Origin of the sequence: Massilia sp. TWP1-3-3, assembly GCF_049897805.1 — a bacterium.
Lineage (GTDB): Bacteria > Pseudomonadota > Gammaproteobacteria > Burkholderiales > Burkholderiaceae_D > Telluria_A.
The window spans coordinates 1-13,610 of the sequence record NZ_JAFCWX010000015.1; the positions used below are offsets into that span (position 1 = coordinate 1).

Genomic DNA, 13,610 nt, shown 5'->3' on the forward strand with positions numbered 1-13,610 from the left:
GTTCGTGGGACAGTCCAGTCAGGTCGGGAGAAGAAGGTTTCGTTGCCATGCCAGCATGATGAACGCGATCACAATTGTTTACAACTAATTTCTGCCGGTCATAGGGGCTGAACAGTCACCTGGAATCAACGTTGCGTAGCTATCTGAAAATCTACAACAACAGCATCCCGCAACGGGCTTTGAAGCATTTAACTCCCATTCAAGCGCTCAAAGAATGGCAGCAGAAGAAACCAGAATTATTCGTTAAACGCGTATATAACCAAGCGGGTCTTGACAATTAGGCAGGCGGAAAGTCCTCGTAAGATTTAGGCATGTAACCCCAAATCCGAAGAACGTCGCCGCGCACTTCAAATTCGAAACCGATCTGCTCAACGACTATCGACACTTCGTCCGTATGGTCAATGATCGAAGGCGCAAGTAGTCGGCCCTCTGCGGGGACGTCCTCCCACAAGCCGATATCAAACCACTCGACGGAGGCAAACGGAAAGGGCAAATGGTAAAACCACTCGACATCCCATGCCGAAATATGCCCTGTAACTGATTTTGATCGGTACGACGGGCACCATCCACTCAGCCGGCGGAAATGATTGATTAGCTCATCCCAACGCGTGTTATTTGACACACATCCCAAGTTTCTAGCAGCGACAGCCGCATCGATTTTTTTGCGTGCTGCGTCGTCGTGGGCCGTGCGTGCGCTTGGCAATTCATTCATAGGGAACCTGATTATTGTTTGCTTGCGGCAGTCCGCTGTCGGCCGGGTTCGGAAAAATCAATTGTGCTTAGGCCAAGCCGCGTCAACAATTGTCGGCTCGCATTCCGAGAAAATGCTGACGCATGAACCGGCGGTGACAATAATCCATTCGCGCTGTTCCTGTGTATAGCCAAGTCGGCGGTCTTCTTCTTTTACCCATCCACCATCAAGCACCTCAAGCACTGGGAAGCCTGACGGGAAGTCCTCATCCGTCCAGTATTCAGCAAGTGGAACTTCGTCCAAAAGCCGGAAGCCACCAACGCGAGAGAACTGAACCTCGATTCCGTCATCCTTGTTTCGGTTCCTCAGGACGCGTACTACCAAGCGTCCATCGTAGGCGACGGAGTGAATATCCGCGCCCCAGTCAAATTGTTCTTGGCAACCAAATGGTTTGGCCGCAATTGACATCAGGTATTACCCTTTAACGAAACTGACCGCTGTTGGCCGACTACAGCCTATTTTACCTACTTGCGGTTTCCGAGGACGACCTTATCAACGCATGCAGCCATAGCGTCCGATTTGAGTTCCTTGTTTTGCGTCTGACAGGCCACGACCTGCTCAGTGATCTGGTCCGCCTTAGCAAAGTCCGGTAACCAGCCATTCAACATTCTCATCTTACAGACGGAAAATTCGAAATGGCCGAACGTGACTGGTGCAAAGTTCGGTACGGCAAATACGAAGGCAGCTCTTCGTGTTGCATCCACACGCGTCGCCTTTTCCATTTCAGCATCTGGCGACCTTGCTGTGCGGGCCACTGTCAAAAAACCTTCGACTGCCTGGACCTGCGAATCGCCCCGATCGCGAAACATCGTCAGCCACTGCGTTGTCTGAGATGCATAGCGACATCCGGCAACTTGATCCGCGTTCATTCCCGATATGGACTCCGCGCCGAAGGCTAGCATGCAGGGTGCAGCGGCAGCAATGGAAAGAATACTTGCTATAAGACGCTTGCGCTGAATGAACAACATTGAGAGTTACTTTCTTAATTATGTTTACATATACTTCGCTTGAAGAGCACTACGCTAGCTCCGTCCGGTCCTGGCCGACTGCCGCCATTGCTTGCGTGTTGCCGGCTGGTGTCTGCCTGCCGTGCTATCCCCGTCGATTGTACTCGACTGGACGGTATCACCACCTTTGGAAAGCGCCCTTACTCCGGCTACGGTAGCTGCTCGTTATGTGGAGCAAATTTGCACTCGATAGCAAGCCGGGCCGTCGCTGGGGCAGGCGGCTCACCGCCAGCTCTTTCCATAACAATATGCTTTCCATAGGAACGGTTATGGAAAGCTTTGCATAACCGTTCTACTGCGCCTCAAACCCCAGCTTCTCTGAGCTAGTTTTTGACTGGAAAGACATTCTGAGCGCGCATGATGCCGGCATGCAGTGCGTTGATTTCCGCGCGCGCCACAGTGTGCTCGAAGCTGGTAATCACGCGCACCGACATTTCTGCCAGCTGCTTGCCTAGCAGCAGGTCATCCTGGGTCCAGTTGTGTTGCGTACCGACGCCTTCGAAGCACAAGGCGCCGATTGTCTGCCCGCCCAGCCGGATGGGGAAGACCAGGATGGACTTGATCTGGTGCACGTTCAAGTATGGTTCGACCAGTTCCGCTGTGTGGGGGTGATGTAGCGCGTCGTGCGCGACCAGCGCGCGGGGGTCGTTCAGCCGTTCGAAAAACAGCGGATAGTCGCCAATGCGCATTGGCGCGTCCAAGGTGCCGGCGGCGCCATCGGCCGCGTGCAGGCAGCGCTGCGCAAGAACACCACTTGGGACGTCGAGTAGCCATAGCGATACACGCGCCACGGCCAGGATCTGGCTGCTGGCTTCAGTAATCAGCCGCAACGCGCTTTCCAGTTCAGCGCGCTCGACTACGTCATGCGTGGACAGGTCGAGCAGCAGGCGGTTGAGACATTGATGCGAGCGCAGCTGTTCTTTCAGATCGAAGCTGCGCTCCAGCGGCGCCTTGACATGCATGCGCTGCTCGCAGTCGCGCCCTTTTTTGTGCTCGGTAAACGCGGTGGCAAAGTCGTTCAAGGATGCTGCATAGTGCGCCGCCGCAAAATGCTGCTGTATCAACATGTCAAAGAAGCCGTCAGCAATTGCAATCGCTTGTGCTTCCTTCACGGCCAGCAAAGCCAGGTCGGCGGCGCCCCTGCCCGCATGGACTTCGGCCTTGACTGCCAGCAGGTGCGCTTCGCACCAGCGGAAATTGACCCGGCGGGCCGCAGCAAGGCCCGCATCCACGTACGCCATGGCTGTTTCCAGAGCTCCGTCGGCGAGGGCGATCTTGCCGAGGTACAGGTTCGATTCCGCGAGATAGTCGTACAACTGGTGTTCCGAGCAGAGCGCGAACGCTTCATGCAAGATGGCGGCGGCCTCTGCCGCGCGTTGCCGCTCGATCAGGCACACCGCCAGGTTGATTTTCACCTTTGCGTCCAGGTGCGGGTCGCCCACTTGCGCCGTTCGCAACTGCGCTTCAGCAAGCATGGTAAGGGCCGCTTCGTAATCTCCGGCGCCCTTGTAGACTTGTGCCAGGCCGACCTTGGCCAGGATCCAGGTCTCGGCGTCGCCTGCGAACTGGTTGTTCACCTCGATGCAACCATCCCAATACTGGATGGCGCGCCGGTAGTCGCCACCGGAATAATAGCCGCGCGCGAGCCGTTCGAGGATTTTCGCTTCATGGGCCGGCATGCAGGAAGCCTGGGCCGCCTGCTGGGCGGCAAACAGCGAATCGCGTGCCTCGCTCGATCTGCCGAGGTGATCCATGATCTTGCCGTAACGCTCGGCGGCGCGCACGTAGGTGGGCGGCTCCCACAGGTACGACTCAACGAACACTTGCTTGCAAAGTTTTAAGGCGTCTTCTGGCTGAACATGCATGATCGCGTCGATCTGGTCGAACACGGTTTGCCACTGTGATGCAGGATCGGGAGCTGAATTCATGTACTACTTCCACAGGAAAATTTGCAATAAGAAGCCATCGATGCGCTGCCCTTGGTCGTGCTGCCGGGCCGTCAACGAATTTTACAGTTGGCTGCCCGTTAATATAGCACCCGCGACAGCCCTCCTGTTGCTTGGCAGTCACAGATGGCGGGTTGGGAGGCAACTGCCGGGCGTGCCGGCATGTCTGGTCGCCCGGCTCCTTGCAGCTACTGGCCCAGCTTGCCCGGCAAGGTCAGCGCCCCGGAAGCCACCTTGAACACATCGGCAACGCACAGCAGCGGGCTGTGCACACTCGTATTGACCCGCAGCGCGGCCGTCACACCGTCAAAGCCAAGGTCGGCGCGCCCACCCAGGTCGGCGAAGGGGACGCGCACTTCGAGCGTACTGTCGTTAAAGACCGGACTGTAACCCGGGCTGTCGATGAGAATGGGCAGTCCCGGCCACGTTCTCGGCAGTGCCGGCTTGGCGCCCGGAGCAATATCGACCACTTTCAGCTTGCCCTTGCCGCAGGCGTCATCCGGCTTGAGGACCACCCAGTGCGAGTGCCACAGGTCGCCGTCATTGTTGAGGTTGCCATCGCCATTTTCATCGTACAGGGGGGTGTCGTCAAAGTCTGGATGCGCCGTGACGGCAAAAGCGAGGATGCCGGCATTATGATCAAAACCGACGGCCGCCGGATCGATCGTGGTCGGCCAGACATAGGAAAACGCGGTGCTGCCGGCGAGTGTGCCCACCTTCGACGGGCGCGATTGGCCAGCCTTGCCCGCCACCGCAATATGAAACACTGCGTAATTGCCTTGCTTTGCAATGCGCGTGTGCACGATGTCAAACGCGGCATCGATGGCGGGGTTGGCCGGGGTGTGGATGCCACCGGTGTGGCTGGAGTGCGCTTGCGCGGCAAGCGCCGTCAACAGCATGGCCGATACGAGGGTGCGTTTCAAAGTCTTCATTTTTTCTCCTGATTGAGGGTATAAAGTGCCATTTGCAGGCATGGATAGGCGACAAGGCAGCAGTTGCATCGTTCGCTTTATTACAGCCGGCACGCGCCGTCATCGCAACGCCCGTTCGGCGCCTCGTAGATGAGCTCGGCGAGCAGGGCGCCAACCTGCATGTCGTCGGAGACACCGAAAATATGGTGCCGCAACATGCCGGTCCGGTCGATCAGCAGCAGCGTGGGCGTGCCGCGCATCTGGTACGCGGCCATGGTTCTGGGCACGGGCTCACTGTCCGATGGGCGATCTATGCCTACCGGAAAATCGATGCGGTACTCATGGATAAAGGCGTCCAGCGCCGCCGGACCCATCACCGCATGGTGTTCAAAGACGGTGTGCAGGCCCAAGACGGCGACATCGTCGTGCGGGAACGTCGCGCGCATTTTCTTTGCTTGCGCAATGCCGTGCGACACGCAGGCCGGGCACAGCATCTGGAAGGCATACAGCGCAACCACCTTGCCGCGCAGGGAGGCAAGACTGAGCGGCACGGTGGTGTTGCGCCAGGCCGCGATGTCCAGTTCAGGCGCGGCGCGCCCCATCTGCGCGCTCATTTGGCGCGCTGTGCGCGCAGTTCGACTTGCGGGAAGTCGAGCGGCACGTCGAAGGCGACGTTCACGTAGTTGGTAAACAGGTTCAGGGCAACGTGTGCCATGATTTCCATGATCTCGCCATCGTTGAAACCGGCCGCACGCAGCGCTTCGACGTCCGAGGATGCGATGCGCGCGCGCTGCGCGACGACGGAAGTCGCAAAGCGCAGGGCGGCGGCGGTCTTGGGATCGGGCGACTGGCCCGCTTGCGCCGCGCTCATCTCTTGCGCCGTGGCGCCGGCTTTGCGGCCAAGGGCGGTGTGCGCCGCCAGGCAGTAGGCGCAATTGTTGACGTCTGCGATGGCCACGGCGATCTGTTCGCCGAGCCTGGCGTCCAGCGTGCCCTTGCCCAGTGCGCCAAAAGATGCCCACATGCTGGTCAGTGCTGCGGGCGAGTTGGCAACGGCGCGGAACATGTTCGGAACGACCCCAAACGCCGACCGTACTTGGTCCAGCAGTGGAGCGACGTCGTTGTGGGCGGCCTCAAGGTTGATCAGTTCAATACGGGACATGGTTGCTTCCTTTAAAAAGTGGCCAAAAGAGGTTGAAACGGGCCGGCCACGCGCTGTTTCAATAGGAGTCCTAATTATTTAAGTCAAAAAAAATTCATGCGAAGGCATCCCAGTTCCGCCGTTCCGTCAGCGGGTCGGTGCTTTGATGTTCTGCGCAATCGATGCGCAGAAAGGCGATCGGCAGCGGTGCCTTGACCAGCGCGCAGTGATGCGGCGCTTGGCTGCCCGGGAAACGGTTCGGCTCGAAGAATCGACACGACAAACAGGCGCGCAGGGCGGGAAACCGCTTGTTTTTTTGCAATTGCGAAATCAGTTTGAACAGGCCGACGAGCAACTGTTCCTGCACGTCACGCTCAAGCGCGGAGGCGGCATCATCGGCAAAGCCGAGCGCCTTGGACATCTTGTCGACCAGGGCTTTTCCCTGCTCTGTCAGCCACAAGGCCGTGGCGCGACCGTCGTCGTCGGCGCGCGCCTTGTTGACCAGGCCCTTGCCCACCAGCGCCGAGACCGAATCGCTGGCACTGGCCGGGGACACCGACAATTGCGCCGCCAGCCACGCGAGCCGCACACCCTGGGTGCGCTCTCTGAGCAATTGCAAGATGTCGGCCTGGGTGGGATTCAAGCCCTCGGCGGTGGCAAACTCCCACATGCCGGCACGTAGCACGCTCGACACGCGGGCAATCGCGACCACAATGCGTGCCGAGATGTCTGGTGTGCCGTCCCAAGGGGATTCAGGTGTGATGTCCATGAACGCAGCATACCATAGGCGCCCGATTAGTCAAGAGTCCTAATTAGTTTTTATCGACAAGGACAGGCGCACCCCAGGCCTCATCCAATCGCGGCAAACTGGCGGAAAGCATCGCGCACGTTATCGCGCAGCAGCTTGTTATCCCAAGGCTTGGTATAGAAACGGAACACCGCTCCGCCGTTGACCGCCTCCATGATCGACTCCAGATCGGTATGGCCGGATAACACGATGCGAAACGTCTTTGGATAGAGCTGCTTGACCTTGTCGAGGAAGTCGGTGCCGCTCATGGCTGGCATGCGTTGGTCGCACAGGATCACCTGCACCTCGTTCAATGCGAGCAGGTCGAAGCCATCGGCGCCCGACGGCGCGCACAGGATGCGGTACCCGTCGCAGCTGAACAGGATGGCAAGTGCCTCGAGGATGACCGGGTCATCGTCGATGATCAGCAAGGTCTTGCGCGACTGTCCGCTGTCTTGTGCCGGTGGAAGCGCGGTGTCTTGCAGCAGCACTTCCGTGGCCTGCTCGGCAGTGAGCGGGGCGCTGAAGTAATAGCCCTGGATCTGGTCGCAGTGGTGGCGCCGCAGGTAGTTGAGCTGGGCTGCGGTCTCGACGCCTTCGGCAATCACATCGAGCTTCAGGCTGTGGGCCAGGTTGATGATGGCCAGCACGATGGCCGCGTCATCGGGGTTGGTGGTGACGTCGCGGATGAACCCCATGTCGATCTTGAGCTTATCGATGGGAAAGCGGCGCAAATAGGCCAGGCTGGAATAGCCGGTGCCGAAATCATCGATGGACACCTGACCCCCGTGTTGCTTGACGCTCTGTAAAATTTCGATGGTGCGCTCGGTTTGCGCCATGAGCGACGTTTCCGTCAATTCCAGTTCGAGCAGGTCGGCCGGAATGGCGTGCATGGCCAGCCCGGCGATAATGTTTCCATCGAGGTCGCCTTCAACAAACTGCCGTCCGGAAACGTTGACCGACACCTGGATGGGACCGACCGCCGACTGCAGCCACACGCCGATCTGCTTGCACGCCTGCGCCACGACCCAGCTGCCGACCTGCACGATCATCCCGGTGTCTTCCAGAACCGAAATGAAGTCCTTGGGCGCGACCATGCCATGCCCGGGACGCTCTCATCGCAACAGGGCTTCCAGGCCCGCGATACGACCGCTGTTCAGGTGCACCTTGGGCTGGTAGTGCAGCACGAATTCCTCGTTCCTGATCGCCTTGCGCAATGCCGTTTCAAGCTCCAGTCGCGCCAGCACGTCGGCGTTCATCTGGGCCGTGAAGAAGCGGTACGTGTCGCGCCCGGCGTGCTTGGCTTCGTACATGGCCGTATCGACGTACGTGATCAGCGTGTCGGGACTGGACGCGTCGTCCGGATGGATCGTAGTGCCAATGCTGGCCGTGACACTCACATCGTGGCCGTGCAGCAGAAAGGGGGTGCGCAGCACGTCGCGGATTTTCTCGGCAATGACCGCCGCCCCCTGCTGGCCCTCCTGCATGATCAGGATCAGCGCGAATTCATCGCCCCCCAGGCGGCCGACCGTGTCGCGCACGCGCACGCATTGCACCAGCCGATTGCTAAACTGCAGCAGCAGCTCGTCGCCAATCGCGTGCCCTAGCGTGTCGTTGACGCCTTTAAAATTGTCCAGGTCAATGAACATCACCGCCACCAGCGAACCTGTGTCGCGCGCCAGCGCCAGGGTGCGCTTGAGCGTTTCATAAAACAGCGTGCGATTGGGCAGGCCGGTCAGGGGCGGCGTGGTGGGCCAGATGCGTCAGGCGCATCTGCGCTTCCTTGCGCTCGGTAATGTCGCGCACCACGACCACGATGGTCCAGTCCGACCCGGAACGCAGGGCCTGGCTGTTCACTTCCACCTGCACCGTCGAGCCATCCTTGCGCACCATGGCCGTTTCTTGCTGGTCGCGGTTGGCGGGGCCGGCAATGAGCGCGTCATACTGGCGCTCCAGCTTGGCGTTGCTCGCGTCGATCAGTTCGGCCGGTCCCATGTCCAGCAATTGCCTGCGCTCGTAGCCCAGCAGGCTGCACGCTGTTTCGTTCACTTCCATAAACCGCATGCTGTTGCGGCTGACCAGCATGATGGCGTCGGCGGTCGCGTCCATCGCCGTGCGAAAGCGCTGCAGGTCGACGGTACGGGCCAGCACCTGCTGCTCCAGATCGAGGCCTTCGTCGCGCACATCGCCAAACGCTTTCAGGCGCAACAGTTTGCGCACCCGCAACCAAAGCTCGGCGCGGTCGACCGGTTTGGTCAGAAAATCTTCGGCGCCCGCATCGAGCCCGGCCAGGCGCGCCGTGCGCTCCATATGCGCGGTCACCATGATGATGGGAATGTTGGCAGTGGCCTGGTTGGCCTTCAGGATGCTGGCCACCTGATAGCCGTCCATGCCAGGCATGGTAATGTCGAGCAAGATCAGATCCGGCGCCGAGGCGTCGATGGCGGCCAGCGCCTCTTCGCCGCTGATCGCGCTGGAGGTCTGGTAGCCTTCCGGGCGCAGCAGTACCGCCAGCAGGCGCCGGTTTTGCGCTTCGTCGTCGACGATCAGGATGGTGGGCGCGCGCACCGTCATGCTGACACTGGCGGCAGCAGCAGCGCGTCGATCGCCGCATATCATTGTGCGTAGCGCAGCGGCTTGGCAATGTAAGCATCGCAGCCGGCGCTTTCGCTTTTTTCGCGGTCTTCCTTCATGGCCATGGCAGTGAGCGCAATGATGGGGATGGCGCTTGTGGCGCTGTCCTGTTTGCGCAGCGCGGTTGCGGCCAGGCCATCCATGCCGGGCAATTGAATGTCCATCAGGATCAATGCCGGCCGCTCGGTGCGCGCCATCAGCAAGCCGCTTTCGGCGTCTTGCGCGCACAACACGGCATGCCCGGCATGGCGCAGCAGGAGCGTGGTCAACTTCATGGTGGCGGCGCTGTCTTCAATGATCAGGATGCGTGCCATGCCCGTTCCCCTTAGTCGCGCAGCATTGCGCGCCTTACTTCGGCGATGAAGCGGGCCTGGTCGAGGCTTTCTTTTGCGCCGCGCTGCGCCACCCCGGTCTGCGCTGCGGCGCCCACCAGAATGGGAATACGCGCCGTCGCGGCGTTGTGTTGCAGCATTTCGGCTACTGCGAAACCACTCAGGTCCGGCAGCATCAGGTCCAGCAAGATCAGGTCCGGGCGCATGTGTTGCGCCAGGAAGATGGCTTCGCTTCCGGTGTAGGCGCGCACCACCGCATAGGCGGGCATGGGCAAAAAGGCGGCGATGGTTTCAACCACCCGGCTGTCGTGATCGACAACGAGTACCGTGCGCGTGCGTTCCAGTGCCGGGTGTAGCCCCAGCAGGCTGAGCGACGCTTGCAACTGGGCGCGGCTGATCGGCTTTTGCAAGATGGCCGCAGCGCCGCCAGACAGGCCCAGATCGGCATTGGCGATGCCGGAAATGACCACGACCGGCACCCGCGCCAGCGCCGGGATGTCGCGCAGGCACTGCAGAAATTGCCAGCCATCCATGCCCGGCAGTCGGATATCAAGCGTGATCAGGTGTAGTGGCTGCTGGGGCGCCATGCGTAACGCTTCTTCCGCGCTCGCTGCCCGTAGCACGGTAAAGCCTTCCGCTTCGAGCAGCAGGCGCGCCAGGGACGCGGACTGGTCGTTGTCTTCGACCACCAGCGCCATGTGAACCGCCGCTTGCGGGCGCGCCGCGGCTGGCGCGCTGACGGGCGCGGCCGGCGCCTCGGACAGCGGCGCGCGAAGCGGCAACCACACGCCAAAGCGCGAGCCTTCGCCGGCGCGGCTGGCGACCGCCACGGCGCCGCCCTGCAGTTCGACCAGCTGCTTCACCATCGACAGACCTAGCCCCGTCCCTTCGAATTTGCGTGCCAGGCTGCTATCGATCTGGCTGAAAGCCTGGAACAGCTTGGCCAAGTCGTTTTCCTCAATCCCGATGCCGGCGTCGCTCACGCACAGTGCGAGAAACTCCTGGTACTCGTTTGGCGCCAGGGGAAAACTGTGCACCGGCCAGTGGCCGGCGAGCTGGCCGACCGCGCTGCGCGGCACGCGTTGGGCGTGCAAGGTGACGGCGCCGCGACTGGCGCTAAATTTCACGGCGTTCGACAGCAGGTTATAGATGATTTGCTTGGTCTTGCGCACGTCCAGTTGTTGCAAGCCCAGCTCGGCGCCACCTTCCAGGGCCAGCGTGATGTTTTGGGCGGCAGCTTTTTCGCGCACGATGGTCATGCTGTTCAGTAACAGGGCGTGCAGATCGACCGTTTCCAGCTCGAGCGCCATCATGCCCGCTTCGACTTTGGACAGGTCGAGGATATCGTTGATCAGCGACAGCAAGTGCTGGCCACTGCTGAAAATGTCCCTGATGCATTCGTTTTGCAGCGCGCTGGTTTCGCCCAGCAAGCCATCCTTGAGCGCTTCGGAAAAGCCGATGATGGCATTCAGGGGCGTGCGCAATTCGTGCGACATGGTGGCCAAAAATTCCGATTTTATGCGGCTGGCACGTTCCAGTTCACCATTTTTTACTTCCAGCGTATGTTCGAAGCGCTTGCGCTCCGTGACGTCGCGGGCGGCGGCGAACACGCCTTGCAGCTTGCGATCGCGGTCGTGGAAGGTGGCAGCGTTGTACGAGACCACTGTTTCCACCCCGTTCAGTGCGCGCACCGTCAGTTCGTAGTCGGTGACCTTGTTTTCCTGGAGCACGCGCTTGATGGCGGCGTCGGCCTGTACCTGGTCGGTGAAAAACTTCTTGCTCGGTGCACCGATCAGTTCGTCGCGGGTGCGTCCGGTGAGCGCGACCATCTGCTGGTTCACGTCCGAAATGATGCCTTGCGGGTCCGTCATCATCAGGGCGTCGAGGCTGGACTCGATCAGTGAACGGGTATAGAACTGCTGATCGCGCAAGCGTTGGTCGAGCAGCGCCCGGGCGGCCTCGACCTGCTTGCGCGCGGTATTGTCGGTGCCGATGAGCAGGTAGCCGATAATGTCGTCGTGGGCGTCGCGCAGCGCCGTGACGGAGACGATGGCCGGAAAGCGGCTGCCGTCCTTGCGCACATAGGTCAGTTCGTAGATGTCTTCAATGCCGCGTGACGCCTTGAAAACCAGCGCTTCGAAGCCGGGCGTGATGGGCGTTTCCAGCTCCAGGCTGAGCGCGAGCGCGCGCGCGATAACTTCCTGGGGGTCGGAGATGTCGGCCGGCGTGATCCTGTTCATCACCTCGAGCGCCGTGTAGCCGAGCATGCGTTCGGCCCCGACGTTGAAAATCTGGATCACGCCCCTGGCGTCGGTGGCGATGCTGGAGAAATTGGCGCTGTTGAAGATGGCGCTTTGCAGTGCGCCCGCCTTCAGCAGCGCTTCTTCAGCTTGCTTGCGCGCGGTATTGTCTGTGCCGATGAGCAGGTAGCCAATGATGGCGTTTTGATCGTCGCGCAAGGCCGTGACCGAGACCAGCGCAGGAAAGCGGCTGCCATCCTTGCGAAAGTAAGTCAGCTCGTAAATATCTTCAATGCCGCGCGAGGCCTTGAAGACCAGCGCTTCAAATCCAGGCGTGATGGGGGTGTCGACTTCCACGCTGAGCGCTTTGGCCCGCGCAATCACTTCGAGGGGATCGGAAATGTCGGCTGGCGTGATCCGGTTGACGACGTCGAGCGCACTGTAGCCCAGCATGCGCTCGGCGCCCACGTTGAAGAGCTGGATCACCCCTTTTTCGTCGGTCGCGATGCAAGAGAAATAAGCGCTGTAGAAAATGGCGTCCTGGAGCGCGCCAGTTTTCAGTAAGCTTTCCTGGCGCCTGACCTCAATATTTCCATCTGCAACTAATTTGTGCTCGGTGGCGCCGATAACCATCCCAAAACCAGTCGTACGCATAGGCGCTTTCGAATCAACAAAATGCTCAGTTCGTCGCGCGCACGGGGCGCACTCGCCACTGCCGAACAGGCTTGCCGATGGCGCGGCACTTGCAACCATGGGCGAGAAACATACATACGGCCACACTATAGCAGTAACCAAAAGTTAATTTCGGCAAGGGCATTGAGTTGCCAAAAATAATTTGGCAATACTTTTTTCAAGTAATATTTCTTTTGTCGAATGTCAGGCTCACGTCATGTTCAGGTGACGCCCCGCCCCGCCCCGCCCCGCCCCGCTGCGCTGGCCTTGGGCGCCGCTCGGCGCCTCAGCCATGCAGGGTGGCGCCGGCCGGATTCGCGCCATGGCTTGTGGTTCGCCGCGCCAGGTAACTGTCAAAGCCATCCTTGACTGCATGAATCAGTGCCAGATTGTTCGCCGACTTGTCGACAAACTTGTACACGGCGCCGCGGTTGATCGCTTCGCGCGTGACGAGCGCATCGTCAAAGGCGCTGTGGATGATGCGGATGGTCGCGGGATGCATGCTTTTCACACGGCTCAAAAATGCAATGCCATCCATGGCCGGCATGCGCTGGTCGCGTAGCACGACCGCAAACTCATGGCACGCGAGTAACTCAAAAGCGCGCAGGGGGTCGGACATGGCGCGCACGTCATCGCCTTCATTGCCGAGCACCAACGACAGATACTCGAGCACGAGTGTCTCGTCGTCCTGCAACAACAGCAGGGGTGCGTTGCTGGCGCGACCGGTGAGGTTTGCAGGCATGCTGTGGCCGGTGCGCAGAAATTGTTCCAGCTCGGCCGCCGGCAAGGGCTTGCTGAAAAAGTAGCCTTGCAGGATGTCGCAATGACGGCTTGCCAGCAAGGACAGCTGCCCCTCGGTTTCCCCCCCCCCTTCGGCCACCACTTCCAGGTGCAGGCTGTGGGCCATGGTGATGATGGCGTCGGCAATGGCCAGGCAGCCCGGGTCGGTCGTGATGTCGGGCACGAACGAGATGCTGAGCTTGAGGCGGTCAATCGGAAAACGGCGCAGGTAGCTCATGTCCGCGTAACCGGTGCCGAAGTCGTCGATGGATAGCGACAAGCCGATCGTCTTCATGCGCTCCATCATCGGCACGCTGCGTTCGGGATCGGCCATGGAAACGCTTTCGGTCAGTTCGAGTTCCAGCCATTGCGGCGCGAGCGCGCTGTCGTCGAGCGCGCGTTGCACAAT

At 60.3% G+C, this 13,610-nt stretch carries 14 protein-coding genes and 1 pseudogene; 1 reads left to right on the top strand and 14 read right to left on the bottom strand.

Going from position 1 to position 13,610, the window contains the following annotated elements; all coding sequences use genetic code 11:
* Positions 1-104 precede the first annotated feature (104 nt).
* Positions 105-281, top strand: a pseudogene (locus ACP7D4_RS16020) (IS481 family transposase); the annotation flags it as partial.
* Here the strand turns inward: ACP7D4_RS16020 and ACP7D4_RS16025 are convergent.
* The 14 genes from ACP7D4_RS16025 to ACP7D4_RS16090 form a co-directional block, all read right to left on the bottom strand.
* Complete coding sequence (locus tag ACP7D4_RS16025) at positions 278-712, bottom strand: DUF6678 family protein (protein WP_426210040.1); 435 nt, start codon at positions 710-712, stop codon at positions 278-280. The pseudogene ACP7D4_RS16020 and the gene ACP7D4_RS16025 sit on opposite strands and share 4 nt — an antisense overlap.
* A 57-nt stretch (positions 713-769) precedes the next feature.
* Entirely contained in the window at positions 770-1,159 is a 390-nt protein-coding gene (locus ACP7D4_RS16030; RefSeq protein WP_426210042.1) for a hypothetical protein, read from the bottom strand.
* Positions 1,160-1,215: 56 nt separating this feature from the next.
* On the bottom strand, positions 1,216-1,719 hold the full coding sequence (locus tag ACP7D4_RS16035) for a hypothetical protein (RefSeq protein ID WP_426210044.1): 504 nt from the start codon (positions 1,717-1,719) through the stop codon (positions 1,216-1,218).
* 362 nt (positions 1,720-2,081) lie between these two features.
* Positions 2,082-3,686, bottom strand: coding sequence for a GAF domain-containing protein (locus ACP7D4_RS16040; protein WP_426210046.1), 1,605 nt, complete (start codon positions 3,684-3,686; stop codon positions 2,082-2,084).
* A 206-nt stretch (positions 3,687-3,892) separates the two neighbouring features.
* A complete protein-coding gene (locus tag ACP7D4_RS16045; protein ID WP_426210048.1) occupies positions 3,893-4,636 on the bottom strand; it encodes a hypothetical protein in 744 nt (247 codons plus the stop codon).
* A gap of 80 nt (positions 4,637-4,716) precedes the next feature.
* Positions 4,717-5,229, bottom strand: a complete 513-nt coding sequence (locus tag ACP7D4_RS16050; RefSeq protein WP_426210050.1) for a redoxin domain-containing protein — start codon at positions 5,227-5,229, stop codon at positions 4,717-4,719.
* Positions 5,226-5,777, bottom strand: a complete 552-nt coding sequence (locus tag ACP7D4_RS16055) for a carboxymuconolactone decarboxylase family protein (protein WP_426107635.1) — start codon at positions 5,775-5,777, stop codon at positions 5,226-5,228. The genes ACP7D4_RS16050 and ACP7D4_RS16055 overlap by 4 nt, the downstream gene beginning before the upstream one ends.
* A 94-nt stretch (positions 5,778-5,871) precedes the next feature.
* A complete protein-coding gene (locus ACP7D4_RS16060) occupies positions 5,872-6,525 on the bottom strand; it encodes a MarR family winged helix-turn-helix transcriptional regulator (RefSeq protein WP_426107634.1) in 654 nt (217 codons plus the stop codon).
* 80 nt (positions 6,526-6,605) lie between these two features.
* Positions 6,606-7,640 (bottom strand): EAL domain-containing protein, encoded by a 1,035-nt coding sequence (locus tag ACP7D4_RS16065; RefSeq protein WP_426210052.1) that lies wholly within the window; start codon positions 7,638-7,640, stop codon positions 6,606-6,608.
* A gap of 18 nt (positions 7,641-7,658) precedes the next feature.
* A complete protein-coding gene (locus ACP7D4_RS16070; protein WP_426210194.1) occupies positions 7,659-8,303 on the bottom strand; it encodes a putative bifunctional diguanylate cyclase/phosphodiesterase in 645 nt (214 codons plus the stop codon).
* Positions 8,248-9,117: a response regulator gene (locus ACP7D4_RS16075; RefSeq protein ID WP_426210054.1), complete on the bottom strand. Its 870-nt coding sequence runs from the start codon at positions 9,115-9,117 to the stop codon at positions 8,248-8,250. The genes ACP7D4_RS16070 and ACP7D4_RS16075 overlap by 56 nt, the downstream gene beginning before the upstream one ends.
* 41 nt (positions 9,118-9,158) lie before the next feature.
* Positions 9,159-9,491 carry a response regulator gene (locus ACP7D4_RS16080; protein WP_426102327.1) on the bottom strand — a complete coding sequence of 111 codons (333 nt, stop codon included), beginning with the start codon at positions 9,489-9,491 and terminating at the stop codon, positions 9,159-9,161.
* An 11-nt stretch (positions 9,492-9,502) separates the two neighbouring features.
* On the bottom strand, positions 9,503-12,403 hold the full coding sequence (locus ACP7D4_RS16085; RefSeq protein ID WP_426210056.1) for a PAS domain S-box protein: 2,901 nt from the start codon (positions 12,401-12,403) through the stop codon (positions 9,503-9,505).
* Positions 12,404-12,707: 304 nt separating this feature from the next.
* Positions 12,708-13,607: an EAL domain-containing protein gene (locus tag ACP7D4_RS16090; RefSeq protein WP_426210058.1), complete on the bottom strand. Its 900-nt coding sequence runs from the start codon at positions 13,605-13,607 to the stop codon at positions 12,708-12,710.
* Positions 13,608-13,610 lie beyond the last annotated feature (3 nt).